This is a genomic window from Clostridium gelidum (assembly GCF_019977655.1).
Classification (GTDB): Bacteria; Bacillota; Clostridia; order Clostridiales; family Clostridiaceae; genus Clostridium; species Clostridium gelidum.
Genome location: NZ_AP024849.1, coordinates 2,384,316 through 2,400,697, shown reverse-complemented (window position 1 = coordinate 2,400,697; position 16,382 = coordinate 2,384,316). Strand labels below are relative to the sequence as shown.

Below are 16,382 nucleotides of genomic sequence, written 5' to 3'. Positions count from 1 at the left end.
ATTAGGTCAATTTGCCGACGTGAGCAGTGAACCCAAATCTATGATTTGGTGTGAATCGCGTGCTCAAGAAGAGCGTTATGCGAGTCGAGCTTCCTTTATAATGGAAAATAGGCTGGCAAATGGACTTGTTATTTTTTTGATTGTGTCGTAACTACTAAAAATTTCGAGTTATAATTTTCCTCATATCTCCTATCATGTATAACGACCCACTTATTAATATTAAATCTTCTTCCTTAGCTTCTTTTAATGCTGAAGAAATTGCTTCCTCATAACTTTCGAAAGCTATAGTATTGGAATTATATTTTAATATTTCATTTTTTAAGTCTTCACTAAGTTCAGCTCTTTCACTATGAGGTGTTAAAGCATAAATTTTTTCTGCTACTGGTGTTATTTCTTCTATCATTTCTTTAACTTGCTTGTCTGCTAAAATACCAAGTAATAAATATATTTTATTATATTTAAAGTACTTCTCGATGTTTTTTCTAAGAGCTTTAATTCCATCTATATTGTGTGCTCCATCGAGTACTATAGTAGGTTTCTTTCCTAAAACTTCAAGTCTTCCTATCCATTTAACATCTTCTAGCGATTTTTCTACTATCTTTTTATCAAATTTAATCTGCTCTTGTTCACATAATACTTCTATAGTATTTAAAGCTACATTTAAATTTAATATTTGATGTTCTCCAAGTAAAGGTAGCTTAATTATATATTTGTTTTTATAACTTTCAATTTCTACATTTTGATATAGATTTTCATAATCAATATCAATTAGTCTTCCATCTTCTTTTTTTACTAAATACACCTTTGAATTCTTTTCTTTTGCTATCTTTAATATAACTTCTTCTACTTCTTTTTTTTGAGGATATAATATAACGGGAACACCTTCTTTAATTATTCCAGCTTTTTCTTTTGCAATATCCTTTAAATTATCACCTAAAATATTCATATGATCTAAACTTATAGAAGCTATCACACTAACTTTTGGTGTTAATACATTAGTTGAATCTAATCTTCCACCAAGACCAACTTCAATTACACCATAATCTACTCTTTCATTATAAAAATATAAAAACATAAGTGCAGTTATGATTTCAAATTCTGTTGGATGTTCATAACCTTCTTCAATTACTTTATTTATAGCAATTTTCACTTCTTCTAATAACCTTACTAATGTATTTTTATTAATATTTTCTCCATTTATCTGAATTCTCTCTTCAAATTCTTCTAAATAAGGTGAAGTATACATTCCTACTTTATACCCAAGACCTCTAAGAATCTTAGTAACCATCGCAGTAGTAGATCCCTTACCATTTGTTCCTGCAACATGTATTAATTTAATTTTTTCATGAGGACTTCCAAGTAGCTCTAAAAGCCTAAAAGTCCTTTTGAGTCCATAATTCGATCCAAATCTACCTACACTTGATATGTAATCCATCGCTTCTTTATACGTCATATTCATTTTCCTTTACCTCTTGTCTTTTACACTTTTTTTATAAATATAATTTATACACTAATATGTATTACTTTACATTATACTTCAATTATAAGTAAATGACTAATATAAAAAATCAAGCAGAAACTCTTTATGAATTTCTGTTTGATTTATTTTTATCTGATGTCTAGCCGCTGTAAGACTCCCACTTCTATAAGTGGGAGATAACAGCGGCACGACCCTAGATAAGTTCAACTAAGATTCAGATGGGGATCAAACCCCACCTGAATCAAGTTTCACTTGATTCTAACTTTTTGACTTATTAATTAGTTCATCCCATACGGAAGATATCAAAATACTACTTAATAAAATAGTAATTATAATCAATACAGAATTTGTAACTGAAATTTCAATGTTCCAAAATAGTAGTACAAGCTTTAGACCTGTAAATATCAGTATACACCCTATACCATACCTCATAAATTTAAACATATTATTCATCTTTTGTAGTATATAATACATACTTCTAAGTCCGAGTATTGCAAATATATTAGACGTATAAACTATAAAGGTATTTGTAGTTATTGAAAAAATAGCTGGTATAGAATCTATTGCAAATATAATATCAGAAAATTCGATTATTATAAGTGCTGCAAAAAGAGGTGTTGCATAAAGACTTTTGTTTTGTTTTACAAAAAACTTTTGTCCATGTAAAACATTTGTCACTGGAATTATTTTTTTTAAGATCTTAATTGCAAAATTATCATGAAATTGTATATTGTCATTTTCTTTAGAAAACATTTTAAAACCACTAAGTAATAATATGACGCCAAAAATAGAAAGTAGAAAACTAAACTTACTTATCATAGCTACACCTAATAAAATGAATATTAGACGTAGTATCATTGCACCTATTACCCCATATAATAGCACTTTTTCTTGATATTCTTCTTTTATCTTAAAGCTTGAAAATACCATTAAAAATAGAAATAAATTGTCTAAGCTTAATGACATTTCTACTATGTAGCCGCCAAAATACTCAATAGCTGCTGTTTCACCTCTTGTATAAAATATAAAAATATTAAACAAGATTGATAAAGTTATCCAGAATATTAAGTTAAGTAAAGACTTTTTTGCTTTCAAATTTAAATACCTCCATACATAGTCTTATAACACTATGTATATTAATATTTATTCTGTTATATCCTTACTTACTAAAACTTTTTTAAATTAATTTTTTATAGTATAAGATATAATATCCAATTTATTTTGTTAACTCCTGTTACTTCATTTAGAACTATCATTATTGTTACTACTTCATCGGCAATGTTAACCCCTATTTTACTACTCTTACTTTTTGAAGACGAACTACTATTTGATTTAATAATATAACTTGAATCATCATTTTCTGTTATATTTAAATTTCCACTTGGAGTTATAGTTTGATTTACTCCATCACTTGGAGTAATTATATATGAACCATTATTATCTATTGTTATTATTTTATCTCCATAAATATCACTTCTATCTTTTGCAGTTGCCCTAACTGTTACAGTTCCATTACCACTTTTTCTTGCAGTAAGCGTTCCATCTTTACTAATACTTGCTAAACTATCTCCACTTACTATACTCCATTTAATATTCGTATTTGTAGCATCATCTGGACTTACACTAACTGTTAAGTTTGTGCTTCCTCCACTTTGACTTATATAGTCTGCTCCACTTACTGTTATTCCTGTTACTTCTACTTTTTGTTTTAATGCATTTATTGCTTCTCGCAATGCTTTTTCTTCATTATCTACTTCTGTTTGTGTAGTGTCAGTCTTCTTATCTAATACTTTTTTTGCATTATGTAATGCATCTATAAATAATTTAAAACTTTCAACTGTATAATTTCCTTGTTTCATTTCTTTATATACATCATATAATGTTCCTAATTTGCTTGTATCTAATGTTACTACTGTAATCTGAGAGCCTTGTATACGACTCTCACATCCTAATAAATATTTTTTTATATCATCATTGTGCACTATATATTTCAAGTTCCAATTGCAACCCAAAAAAGCATAGTCCTCTATTTTTATTACACTACTTGGGATTTCATATTTTTCATCTGTTTTTTCTATTGGATATTGTATTAACTTTATTGCATTCTTATTAAATAAAACTCCATCCTTACTTTCATAATTGTTATTATAAGTATCTACATTTATTTTTGTTAACGAAGTACATCCCAAGAATGCCTCATTTTCTATGTTCTCTATACTACTTGGTATTGCTATTCTAGTTATTTTTTTACAGTTTTTTAATGCACTCTTACCTATACTTGTTACTTTAAATGTTTGGCCATTACATTTAATTTCACTTGGTAATACTAAATCAGTATTAGCCTTTAAACAGTTACCTGTTACTGAAGCACATTTGCTTCTATTATCTGTTAATTGAAATTTAATTGCATTAATAATCACAGTACCGTCCATATTTTCAAAGCTATTGTTACTTGACCATTCATTATCAAATTCAACATTTAAATTAGGAATAGTAACAGACTTATCAAGTGAATTTGATACCTTTACACTGGCTGACGTTGTGGAGACAGTTGTGTCATTGGCTGTCTGATCAACTTCTACATAATCATATGGTTTTTTTTCTCCTTCTTCCTGACTTGCAAATACAGGTATTGGTGAAATAATTACTGGCACAATTCCGGTGAATGTTGCTAAACTTATTACTAAAGTTATTATTTTTTTTATGGTGGTACTGAACATTTTCTTTCCTCCTAGATTATTTTATAGCCTATCTATTTATTTTTAAGGATAGTCTTTTGGGGAATTTTCTTATATTATTACCTTATTTTATAATTGTAAACAAAAAATACCAGAAAGCGTATGACATTGTATTTTTATCAAATACATGTGTAAATATTCTAATACAAAATAGAGGAATCATAACAAAATGATTGGAATTTTAATCAGAAACGACGCTCTTTTTCGGTTCAAAGCAAAGAATCTCTAACTAATTGATATTCTATTTCAATTAGTTAGAGATTCTTATATTTTAGGCGCAATTAAATTAGCCTCCATAATTAAGCAGTTGTTTTTAATTCGTGTCCTAATTAGTTTTAAATCTACTTATTTCATCACCTAATTTTTGTGCTAATATTTGAAGTTCACTTGAATGACTTGAAAGTTCTTCCATAGTTGCTGTTATTTCTTCTGTTGAAGCGGTAACTTCTTCTGAAGAAGAAGCTGTTTGTTCTGATATAAATGAAATATTCTCAATTTCTGATACTGTTGATTGTTTTTTCTTATTTATCTCTACAATAGATAGTTTCACTTCATCAACTTTAATAATCATTGTTTCAATTGATTTTAAAATCTCACTAAATATCTGTTGAGTTTGACCTACCGCTAATTCTTGTTCATTTACTACAGTTCCAGTTAGCTGAATAGCTTTTACTGCTGTATTTGATTTATCCTGTATACTAGTTATAATTTTCTTTATTTCTTCTGTTGAAGTTTTTGACTCTTCAGCAAGTTTTCGTATCTCCTCTGCAACTACAGCAAATCCTTTGCCTGCCTCACCTGCACGTGCAGATTCTATACTTGCATTTAATGATAAAAGATTAGTTTGTTCTGTTATATTAGCTATTGTTTCAGATATAGTACTTATTTGCTTAGTGCTTTCATTCATATCTTGAACTATTTCATTAACTTCCCTCGTAGCTATCTTTGTTTTATTTGATTTCTCAGTTAATGTTTCTATCATGTTTAGACCTTTTACGCCTAATTCTTTAGTATCACTTGAGATTTTATTCATCTCATTAGAATTAACACTAACTTGATCTAATTTTTTTGATAAGTCTTCCATTTCAGAAGCACCTTTTTGTGCATTTTGAACTTGTTCAGTTGCCCCAACAGACACCTCTTCTATTGCCTTTGCCACTTCATTTATTGAAGCTGTTATCTCTTCTGACATACTTGCAAGACTTGTTGACGTTTCTAATACTGTATTAGATGACTTTGTAACACTATTCATAAGATTTGATATGTTTTTTATCATTGAGTTAAATGATATAGCCAAATCCTCAAATTCATCTTTTGTTGAAGCTGTTATGGAAACAGTTAAATCCCCGTTTGAAGCTTTAGCAAATACTTCTTTTAAATTTTTTATATTATGAGCTATTCCTTTGCTTAATAATAACGACATAAATACTGCAATTAATCCCATTATTCCTATTATTAAAAAAGTTGTTTGTAATATAGATTTTGTGTCATCTGAAAGTTCACTTTGATCTAATGTAGCCACTATCTTCCAACCTGTTAATTCGTTTGTTTCATATACTGCAAACTTGTTCACACCTTTAAATTCATAATTAACAAATCCACTTTTCTCTGTTTTTACTTTATTCCAAATACTTAACTTTGAAGCAGCATCTGTGTTAACAACATCCTTTTGTGGGTGAGCTAAAACAGTTCCTGACACATCTGCAATAAATAAATAACCTGTATTACCTATCTTTTTATCGTTTATTCTTTCTGCAATCGTAGCTAATGATAAATCTACTCCTATAACACCAACTACTTTCCCATCTTTCTCTACTGTTTGTGCAATTGTTACAACATTATCTCCAGTTACAACATCTTTATATTGTGGAGTTATTATAACTTGTCCCTTATGTTCTAAAGCTTGTTTATACCATGGTCTTGCAGTTGCATCATATCCATCTGGCATTTCTTCTTCTGGATATATATCAAACTTTCCAGACGCAGTTCCATAATAAATACCTAAAATATCTTTATCAGTTTCTTTTACACTTTTCAATATATCCCTTATAATTTCAATATTGTTATCTGCATCAATATTTACAATAACAGGATTTTCTGAAGTAATAGATACTATCTTTGTAAATCCTTGAAAATAATCTATTAATCCATTATTTACTTCTGAAAGTGTTTGAGTACTTGTAATTGTTAACTTGTCACTAAGGATTGTCTTTGATTTATTGTATGAGCCGACTCCCAATATAATTAATGGAATTATACAAATTGATACTAAGCTAATAATTAGTTTCGTTCGAATGCTGTTTAGTTTTAGTTCCTTAAATTTCATGTTAATACCTCCTCTAATTTATACCATAAAATAAAATTATAATTTATTTTTCGACTAAAATCAATTTTTATTCCCTCTTTTTGAATAATTGTATTATTAAGTTAAAATATTCTTCCATATAGTGTTTTGATAATCACGAAACAGCTCGAATATAGAATGAAAAAATTTATAAAATACAGAATTGATTAAATATTGGTCCTAGTAGTTTTATTGAAAGAAAACATGTAAAAAAACAGTATATAGTTTTGCTTTTAACAAAACTATATACTGTCCTCATTTATGGATATTCAAATTTTTTAAGTATCAATACCGATTTAAAATATATTATTAATTTAAAGCATCAATTCTAACTTTTACAGCTTCAAGCATCTCTACATACTTTACTCTTTTTTCTTTTTCTGCATCTATAACTTCTGCAGGTGCTTTAGCTACGAATCCTTGATTTCCTAGTTTTTTATCTATTCTATCAATTTCGCCTTCTAATTTTTTAACTTCCTTACTTAATCTATCTAATTCTTTTTCTTTATCTACTAAGTCAAGTAATGGCATAAATAATTCTCCACCCTTAACAACTAAAGATACAGCATTAGATGGAACATTAGCTTTATCAGCTATAAATTCAACGTCTGAAGCTGAAGCTAATTTTTCTATATATGCAGATCCTGCATTAAACGCCTTCTTAGCATCTTCTGCTATATAACAAATTACTTTAGCTTTTCTAGATGGCGGTACATTCATTTCTGCTCTTACATTTCTTAATCCTTTTATTGCTTCAATTATATATGCCATATCATTTTCTGCTTCTTTATTTACTAAAGCTTCATTAAATTCTGGCCAAGCTGAAGTTGTTATTGTTTCTTCATCAGTTAAGTGAGTGAAGATTTCTTCTGTTATAAATGGCATAGCAGGATGTAATAATTTAAGTCCAGTAACTAATACAGTATTTAATACATTGTAAACTATTCCCTTAGCTTTTTCATCTTCACCATAGAATACTGGTTTAACAAGTTCTATATACCAGTCGCAGAAATCATTCCACATAAAATCATTGACTTTTTGCATAGCAATTCCAAGTTCAAATTTATCCATGTTTTCTGTAACTTCTTTAACTACGGTATTCATTTTTGATAAAATCCATTTGTCTGCTAATGAATACTCCTTGCTATCTTTATATTTGTTCATTATCTCTTTATCAAGATTCATCATAACAAATCTTGAAGCATTCCAAATCTTATTAGCAAAGTTTCTTGAAGATTCAACTCTTTCTGGGTAATATCTCATATCATTACCTGGTGCATTACCAGTAGCTATCATAAATCTTAAAGCATCAGCTCCATAAGTATCTATAACTTCTAATGGATTAACTCCATTTCCTAAAGATTTACTCATTTTTCTTCCTTCAGAATCTCTTATAAGACCATGAATAAGTACTGTATCAAATGGAGTTTCATCCATACAATGAAGTCCTGAGAATATCATTCTAGCAACCCAGAAGAATATAATATCATGACCAGTAACTAATGTACTTGTTGGATAAAAATATTCTAGATCTGCTGTTTTGTTTGGCCAACCAAGTGTTGAGAAAGGCCATAATGCTGAAGAAAACCATGTATCTAATACATCTTTATCTTGTTCTATATTACTAGATCCACACTTAGTACAAGTCTTTGGTGTTTCTTCTAATACCATGATTTCACCACAATCTTGACAATAGAAAACCGGTATTCTATGCCCCCACCATAATTGTCTTGAAATACACCAATCTTGAATGTTTTCCATCCAGTTGAAGTATGTCTTTTCAAATCTTTCTGGAACAAATTTAGTTTTCTTATTCTTAACTACTTCTATAGCTGGTTTCGCTAAAGATTCCATTTTAACATACCATTGCTTTGATATTATTGGTTCTACTGTAGTACCACATCTATCATGAGTTCCAACATTATGAGCATGATCTTTAATTTTAACTAAAAGACCTAATTCTTCTAAATCTTTAACTATAACATCTCTTGCTTCATATCTATCTAAACCTTGATATTTTCCACCCAAGTGATTAATAACACCCTTATCATCCATAACTCTTATGATTTCAAGGTTGTGTCTCTTTCCTACTTCAAAGTCATTAGGATCATGAGCTGGAGTCATTTTAACTGCACCAGTTCCAAATTCTAAATCTACATAGTCATCTCCTACTATTGGGATTTCTCTATTTACTAATGGTAACATTACAGTCTTACCGATAAGGTGCTTATATCTTTCATCATTAGGATTAACAGCAACACCACTATCTCCAAGTAATGTTTCAGGTCTAGTTGTTGCAATTTCAATAACTCCACTTCCATCAGCTAATGGATAATTTATATGCCAGAAGTGACCTGCTTGTTCTTCATATTCAATTTCTGCATCAGATAAAGCAGTTTGACAATGAGTACACCAGTTAGTTATTCTATTTCCTTGATAAATTAAGCCTTGATTATAAAGCTTAACAAATACATGTTTTACAGCTGCACTAAGATTTTCATCCATTGTAAAAGCTTCTCTTGTAAAGTCAGCTGATACACCAAGTTTCTTAACTTGATTTCTTATTTTTGCTCTGTATTCATCACTCCACTCCCAAACTTTTTCAAGGAATGCTTCTCTTCCCATTTCTTTTTTATTTAAACCTTGCTTTGCAAGTTCATTAGCAACTTTAACTTCTGTTGCAATAGATGCATGATCTTCTCCTGGTAGCCATAATGTACAATATCCTTGCATTCTCTTAAATCTTATTAACATATCTTGAAGTGTATCATCAAATGCATGCCCTAAATGAAGCTCGCCAGTTATATTTGGTGGTGGCATTATTATTGTATAAGGCTTTTTCTTCTTATCAATTACTGGTGTAAAATAGCCTTTTTCTTCCCAGTTCTTATAAATTCTATCCTCAAATTCTTTTGGATCATATGTAGTTGATATGTTTTTAATTTCTGACATTTTCATTCCTCCATTTTATATTTCACATACAAGGTATTCAAAGCCCCTTGTCATGGCATTTTGCACATAAATTGCATACAAACAATGTAGTCTATGATTTAGTATTTCTAATTACAATTTAGTACATATTTTATGAAGACTGTACAACAATATTTAATATTTTATTTTTTATTAAATATTATTGGTTTTTTTCTTTTTGGTGGTGTTAGTTTAGTTTTCATATATCCAATACTCATAGGACAAACCAATTCATATTGTTCTGGCACACCATATTTTTCTTTGAATTCCTTTGTATTTAAAGTATACTCTGCAAATCCAATCCAACAAGTTCCAATTCCCATACTATGAGCGGCCAACATGATATTTCCTGCTACAAGACTGCAATCATAAACATGCCAATGAGATTCTACATTTCCATAAATAATCAGCAATGTACTTGCATGATTGAAAATACTATATTGTGAGTTCTTTAACCAATCTTTATATTGCTGTAAATAGGGATATTTTTCAAAATTATCTAATAAATATTGCTTTGTCATTTCAGATAAGGAATCTATTTCATTTTTATCTTGAATAATCACAAATCCCCATGGTTCAAGACCTGAACCAGTTGATACTTTTGTACCAAGTTCAATTAGATTAGTTAGAACTTCTTCAGGTATTATTTCATCTGCATATACTCTAATACTTCTTTTGCTATTAATACATTCTAAAATTTCCATTTTTAATGCTCCCCTCAAGTATGATTAATCGTACTTTTTATATTATAAAATTTTCTTTTATAAATTTTGGATTCTCAACGCAAAAAAAGCCTTCATCACAAAAAGGACGAAGACTCGCGGTACCACCTTTATTTCCACATAAGCACAATCATAATTATATGTTTTGCTTTAATAGACTCTTAATTTAAATAACGATTTAGACAAACCGTCTTTAGTTACTATTAATTTCACTAAAGAAGCTCAAAAGCTACCTTCAAAACTTTCAGCATAAGGGGTTTCAGCTATTCCCTCTCTCTTACTAGTTCTTCGCATCTATGATTTAGATAAAAGAACTGTACTCCTCAACTCGTTTGAGTGAGTTTCCTATAATGCTTTTAGGTTTTTACTCCTCTTTTTCATTGCTTTTAATATATTAATTTAATTAAAATAATATATTATAGTATAATTTTTGTCAATAATCTATTTTAGTATCTATATATTCTTAACCCCTATAAACATGGATATTTTTTCTATAATAATAAGGTACAACTATACCTCACCCCGCATTATTCCAATAAATATTTATATATGTATATATTTTTATAGCTTAATATATACATATATATATTTTTTTATAGTTATATAGTTTCATTTTTACCTAGTTAACTATTTATATAGTTTTCTTCATATATATTTTTATAGTACAATTGTCCATAAATTTTTATCATCTATATATTTCATTTCATTATAAGTTATTACTACATCAAGTCTCTTTTCTTCAGAAATTTGAACTTCTTTATTATTTTCTAAACTTTTTATTAAATCATCAAATAAAGTATTATCATCCTTCAATATAATCTTTAATGTTGTATATACATCATCTATAGATATACCATTTTAATTATTAAGCATGCTGACTTGTTCTTTTTAATTATGACTTAAATCTCTTCATTCTTATAGTTTCATATATTACAGTTCCAAATATAATAACCATAAATATAGGTACTATCACTATTCCTAGTCCACTTTCATTTCCAATTGCGGTCTGTATGCTTTTACATAATAATATAGCAAATAGCAATGATATATCAATATCTAATAAAAGCATTGTTTGTTTTCCTATTTTATATAAAGCTTCTGCATTTTTATCAGTAACATTAACTGGATAATTAAAGGAATGTGGTATTTTACTTAATAATGCAAGAGTTAAATGTAATATTGAAGCTATTATTGGTATTAAAAACAAACTGTTTTTATTTCCGAAATTATCAGGAACACCTGAAAATCCAAAATGGGTTGGAACAATATTCGGAATTTCATTCCACATAATCCATAAATACAACCACATAGATATTACGGACAGTGTCGATATTAAAACTATCAGTTTTTCCTTCCAGCTAAATGAGATTTTTAATTTTGGTCTTTTTTCATTATTCAAAGTAATCTCCTCACAGTCACTAATTATAATTTTACTTATAGCATCTTTTTACAGCCTCTAATAATCTATCCAAGGCTTCTTTTAATACATCCTTAGGACATGCTAAATTAATTCTTTCAAATCCTTGTCCTTCATCCCCAAATATATACCCCTCATCTAAGAAAAATTGTGCTTCTGTATGCATAAATTTTTCTAATACTTTATGATCTTCTTCTAGAGTCCTAAAATCTAACCATTGAAGATATGTGCCTTCTAAATCTATAACTTTAATTTCTGCAATATTTGTTTTCATAAAATCTTCTACAAGTTTTTTATTTTCAGATAAAACTTGTATTAATTCATCAAGCCAATCTTCGCATTCATTATAAGCAATTTCACAGGCCTTATATCCAAAAATATTTAATCCTGAATTTCCAATGGATGCTCTACGCTCTGTTACAATTTTATCCCTAATCTTTTTATTCGATGTAATTATATTGGAGGCTTGAAGTCCTGCCAAATTGAAGGTTTTACTTGGTGCTGTGCAAATAACAGAAGACCCTGCAAATTCTTCAGAAATATTTGCAAATACTGTATGTTTGTATCCTGGCATTATTAAATCAAAGTGAATTTCATCAGATACTATAAGAACATTATTATCTATACATATTCTACCTATTTTCTTTAGCTCCTCTTCACTCCAAACACGGCCAACAGGATTATGAGGATTACATAAAATCAGTAATTTTGTACTTTCTAATTTTGCTTTTTCTTCAAAATCTTCAAAATTAATTTCATAATGATCGCTGCAAAATACTAATTCATTTTTTATTACTCTTCTGTTATTTAACTTGATAACTGTATAAAATGGATAATATACCGGAGTCATAAGAAGTACGCTATCTTCTTTTTCTGTAAGGGCTCTTATAATTATATGTAATGCTGGAACTACACCTGAAAATTCTGTGATCCATTCTTTTTTTATCTTCCAATCATGTCTTCTTTCCATCCAATTACATACCGCTTTATAATATTCTTCTGTAGCTTCAGTATATCCAAAAATGCTATCATCAATATATTTTTTTAGGCCCTCTACAATTTGTGGTGGCATTTTAAATTCCATATCAGCAACAGAAAATGGAACTATATCATCACTAACATCCCCATTAAGCTTTTGCATTAAATTCCACTTACTGGAACCCACATTTCTTCTTGTTACTAATGTTTCAAAATCATACTTCATTAAAATCCCTCCAAGTTTACTATGCGTTAGACATATTATACGTATCTACTGTATATATTTAAAAATTGTTTTTCCAATTATATTTCATTGTATTACATGACTCCTAATTAATCAAACTCTCCTTTATTTTAATGAAACCTTTCTGATTTATTTTAGCATTTTCAATTTTTATGTGTTTTATAAGATATATCTAAAAGGTTGTTGCAAGCATTTAGATATCATCTTTTATACTTAGGAGCTGATAATTCATCCAATAATAAGGGTATAATAAATACCTTTTTGAAAGTGAAATCACATCATCTTTTAAGTAAAGAGAATATAAATTTCTCATTTCTTGAAAATCCTTATTAGGATTTTTTTTACTTATAGAAAGTATTCTTTCTTAAACCAAAAAAGTTACTAAATTACTAAATATATCATAATTATTATCCTATAAAAATTATGGCAGATTTAAGATGCATTCATAAATAAACTGGTGTACAATACCATTATAAGGTTATATATATTTAAAAAGTAAATAAACACAAATTACGGAAGAGGGGATAATTAATGATCAATAAAAAATTAAGTAAAGCCTTGGGCCCAGTTTTAGGACTTATGGGCTTTATTTTAGCTACTGGTGTAGTGGAATTGCCAGTTTTTGCTGCTGATACTACTACTACTACTACTACTACTACTACTACACAAGCTAGTGTTACTTATACTGACAATACTGCTTCTGTGCAACCTAAAGATTATTCTATAAACACAAACAAAAGCGTAACTGAAAATGGGATTAAGGTGACTGTTGATAAAGCAATTGCTACAAAACATAAATTAAAAGTAACACTTAAAATTGAAGGTGACAAAGCATTAGAAGATTTTAACCACAATAACTCAATTTTTGCAGTAACTTACGGTGATAATGATTCTAGCTTTGGAAGTAGCTCCCACGCTCAGCTTTTAGATGATAAAACTATGCTTCTAACTTTAGAGAAAGAAAATTATCGAGGGGAATATCCTGAAAAAGGAGCTATGAGAGTTGATGTAGCCCTTTCAAATTACAAAGTTAATATAGGAATGGACATACCTGTAGACTTTTCAAGCTCTTTTGAAAATTATTATACAAAAAATATTTCTGCTAAAATACCACAATTTGATTATGCTTTAAATTCCTTAGAATCTGATGTTATGGGCACAACAATATCTTATACTAAACCTAAACATGATGAATATGATGATATAGATAATAATGATACTTTATGGAATTCAAAAATTCTATTAAAAGTTGGAGATAAAATGTATCAAACAGATTCTAACGGAAACTATTCAGGTGATGATAAAAAAATAATGGGTAACTACGTTTCAACTTTACCAACCTATGATATTATTAAGAATGAAAAAAATATAAGTATAGTACCTATTTTTTCTAATATATCAATAAATGACTTAGACGACCTTAATATTCATGATGATATCAGTAAACAAAATACTACTAAAGATATTTTAAACAACATAAGTTATGAGAAAAACTTTAGTTTTTCAGATGGATCAAAGGGAGAATTGTATAATATTGAAAGAAATGACAATAGCATAAAGGTTGCTTGCAAAGGTCAATCTGAAATAGAAAGTTTATTAATGGCAAGCAATCTTAATCTTAATTACGAATATGTCAAAGGACAAAAAAACAACACTTTTTATAACAATCAGGCTATCTGTATTTATAAAGATCCAAAAGACTCTTTGGGCTATATTGTGGAATTTTATAATGTCCAAAAGGATAAATCAACTAACCTATACCTTGACCCTATGATAAAACAAGTTAATATGTATAAATTAGGTGATGAAATTAAACTATTAAATTAACATTTAGATTTCACTTAGGTTTAAGGCACATTCAAAAAAATATAATTATAAAAGCGAGGAAATTTTATGATAAATAAAAAAATTAATAGATTGCTAAGTTCTATATTAGGAGTTGCATTAATTGGTGGAATTATTCAAATTCCAGCTTTTGCAGATGATAATGTACAAGTTACCTCTTCCTATAGTTCAAGTGATAATTTAACAAACGATCAAACTAATATTGCAAATAAAGATAAGAATATTGAACAAAATGGATTAAAAATATCTGTAAACAAGATTATTGCCTCAAAACACAAATTAAGAGCAACTATAATAATTAAAAATGAAAACTCCTTTGATAAAACTAAAAGACCTAATGCACAGGTTCTTTTATCATATGGAGACAATAAGTTAAATGGCGAGAGTACATCATCTAACTATACAGATGATAAAACCCTTGTAATATCAATTACAAGAACTATTAATAAAGGAGAATTACCTAAAAAAGGTCCTTTACGAATAGACTTAGTAATTCCTACGTATAAAATTAACTTAGGAATAGATGAAAACATGGATTTTTCAGAAGCCTTTAAAGATTCTATCGAAAAAGACTTATCCATTAATGTTCCAGATTGTAATTTTACAATAAATAAATTAGAATCAGATCTTCTAGGCACACACATTACTTATAGTAAGCCAGAAAAAGATTCTTCAGATAGAAATTATAGTTTATCAGAGCACCCTAATCTTATACTAAAAACTGGAGATAAAATGTATCTATTAAGACCATCTGGCTCTTATTCATCTAATGTATCTGGAAATGGAAAAGATAATAAAGTAACCCTTGGAGGTTATGAAGCTGAAGCAGCAAATTATGAAAAGATAAAAGATCAAAGTAATATAAGTATGATACCAATTATATGTACTATGAACAGCAACGAATTAGAAAATTATTATAAAGAAACCTATAAAAACCAAAAAAATTCTATTGATGATACTATAAATAAAGACATATTAAATAATGTATATTACAATAAAGCTCTTGACTTTTCTGATGGAACTAAAGGGGAAATATATAATATTGAAAGAAATAATGATGTTATAAAAGTTTATTGCAAAGGTGCTACAGAAAAAGAAAGTTTATTAATGGCAAGCAATACAAACATACGCTATAAATCTGACGAAAGTAAAACTTATAATAATTATTATTCTGGAAATTCACGCATCACCTTATCCAAGGATCCAAAGGAGTCTCTTGGATACATTATAGAATTTACTGGTGTAGACAAAGATAAAACTATGCAATTAACTTGTGATACTATAATAAAACAAATAGATAAATTTAAACTAGGAACTGAAATTCAAATCTCTAAATAGTGTATCAACCAAAATAAGTACCATGAAAACTAGATTTAAGTTATAACCTGCTGAAAGGGCGGGGACTCTGTTGTTTCGGTTGCATTTAGAGTCCCCGCCCTTTCTAATATTGAGATCTACTTAAATTTAGTTGTTGTTCATATTAATTCTAATATATATACATTAGCTAAACTTCAAGTTAATATCTGTACTAGAAATCAAAAATATTCTATCAATAAAGCTTAAGGCATAATCAACTCATCAACCTTATCCATTTTTAAATCATAGATAACATTCGGAATTTCTTCTATATACCATTTATATGCC

11 protein-coding genes are annotated in these 16,382 nt (G+C 28.5%); 2 read left to right on the top strand and 9 right to left on the bottom strand.

All coding sequences use genetic code 11. From position 1 onward, the window contains the following. Positions 1-154: 154 nt before the first annotated feature. From psyc5s11_RS10560 to psyc5s11_RS10520, 9 genes are all read right to left on the bottom strand, one after another. Entirely contained in the window at positions 155-1,459 is a 1,305-nt protein-coding gene (locus tag psyc5s11_RS10560; protein WP_224037541.1) for a bifunctional folylpolyglutamate synthase/dihydrofolate synthase, read from the bottom strand. Positions 1,460-1,738: 279 nt separating this feature from the next. Next, a complete protein-coding gene (locus psyc5s11_RS10555; RefSeq protein ID WP_224037540.1) occupies positions 1,739-2,575 on the bottom strand; it encodes a TerC/Alx family metal homeostasis membrane protein in 837 nt (278 codons plus the stop codon). A 95-nt stretch (positions 2,576-2,670) separates the two neighbouring features. Continuing rightward, on the bottom strand, positions 2,671-4,200 hold the full coding sequence (locus tag psyc5s11_RS10550) for a leucine-rich repeat protein (protein ID WP_224037539.1): 1,530 nt from the start codon (positions 4,198-4,200) through the stop codon (positions 2,671-2,673). 343 nt (positions 4,201-4,543) lie between these two features. Further along, positions 4,544-6,544 carry a methyl-accepting chemotaxis protein gene (locus psyc5s11_RS10545; RefSeq protein ID WP_224037538.1) on the bottom strand — a complete coding sequence of 667 codons (2,001 nt, stop codon included), beginning with the start codon at positions 6,542-6,544 and terminating at the stop codon, positions 4,544-4,546. A gap of 327 nt (positions 6,545-6,871) precedes the next feature. Further along, entirely contained in the window at positions 6,872-9,514 is a 2,643-nt protein-coding gene (locus psyc5s11_RS10540) for a valine--tRNA ligase (RefSeq protein ID WP_224037537.1), read from the bottom strand. A 161-nt stretch (positions 9,515-9,675) separates the two neighbouring features. Further along, complete coding sequence (locus psyc5s11_RS10535; RefSeq protein WP_224037536.1) at positions 9,676-10,236, bottom strand: nitroreductase family protein; 561 nt, start codon at positions 10,234-10,236, stop codon at positions 9,676-9,678. Between the two features lie 675 nt (positions 10,237-10,911). Next, positions 10,912-11,067 (bottom strand): hypothetical protein, encoded by a 156-nt coding sequence (locus psyc5s11_RS10530; RefSeq protein WP_224037535.1) that lies wholly within the window; start codon positions 11,065-11,067, stop codon positions 10,912-10,914. Positions 11,068-11,146: 79 nt separating this feature from the next. Next, the gene (locus psyc5s11_RS10525; RefSeq protein WP_224037534.1) at positions 11,147-11,653 is read right to left on the bottom strand and encodes a DUF1648 domain-containing protein; all 507 of its coding nucleotides are present in this window, start codon (positions 11,651-11,653) and stop codon (positions 11,147-11,149) included. 31 nt (positions 11,654-11,684) lie between these two features. Then, positions 11,685-12,875, bottom strand: coding sequence for a MalY/PatB family protein (locus psyc5s11_RS10520; RefSeq protein ID WP_224037533.1), 1,191 nt, complete (start codon positions 12,873-12,875; stop codon positions 11,685-11,687). 549 nt (positions 12,876-13,424) lie between these two features. Between psyc5s11_RS10520 and psyc5s11_RS10515 the strand changes: the two genes are divergently transcribed. Both psyc5s11_RS10515 and psyc5s11_RS10510 read left to right on the top strand, forming a co-directional pair. After that, complete coding sequence (locus psyc5s11_RS10515) at positions 13,425-14,720, top strand: DUF4179 domain-containing protein (protein ID WP_224037532.1); 1,296 nt, start codon at positions 13,425-13,427, stop codon at positions 14,718-14,720. A 66-nt stretch (positions 14,721-14,786) separates the two neighbouring features. After that, positions 14,787-16,076 (top strand): hypothetical protein, encoded by a 1,290-nt coding sequence (locus psyc5s11_RS10510; protein ID WP_224037531.1) that lies wholly within the window; start codon positions 14,787-14,789, stop codon positions 16,074-16,076. The last annotated feature ends 306 nt before the right edge of the window (positions 16,077-16,382 follow it).

Excerpts from the sequence above, each read along its gene's own strand:
- psyc5s11_RS10560 (WP_224037541.1), bottom strand. The coding sequence starts at position 1,459 with ATGAATATGACGTATAAAGAAGCGATGGATTACATATCAAGTGTAGGT.
- psyc5s11_RS10550 (WP_224037539.1), bottom strand. The coding sequence starts at position 4,200 with ATGTTCAGTACCACCATAAAAAAAATAATAACTTTAGTAATAAGTTTA.
- psyc5s11_RS10545 (WP_224037538.1), bottom strand. The coding sequence starts at position 6,544 with ATGAAATTTAAGGAACTAAAACTAAACAGCATTCGAACGAAACTAATT.
- psyc5s11_RS10540 (WP_224037537.1), bottom strand. The coding sequence starts at position 9,514 with ATGTCAGAAATTAAAAACATATCAACTACATATGATCCAAAAGAATTT.
- psyc5s11_RS10535 (WP_224037536.1), bottom strand. The coding sequence starts at position 10,236 with ATGGAAATTTTAGAATGTATTAATAGCAAAAGAAGTATTAGAGTATAT.
- psyc5s11_RS10520 (WP_224037533.1), bottom strand. The coding sequence starts at position 12,875 with ATGAAGTATGATTTTGAAACATTAGTAACAAGAAGAAATGTGGGTTCC.
- psyc5s11_RS10515 (WP_224037532.1), top strand. The coding sequence starts at position 13,425 with ATGATCAATAAAAAATTAAGTAAAGCCTTGGGCCCAGTTTTAGGACTT.
- psyc5s11_RS10510 (WP_224037531.1), top strand. The coding sequence starts at position 14,787 with ATGATAAATAAAAAAATTAATAGATTGCTAAGTTCTATATTAGGAGTT.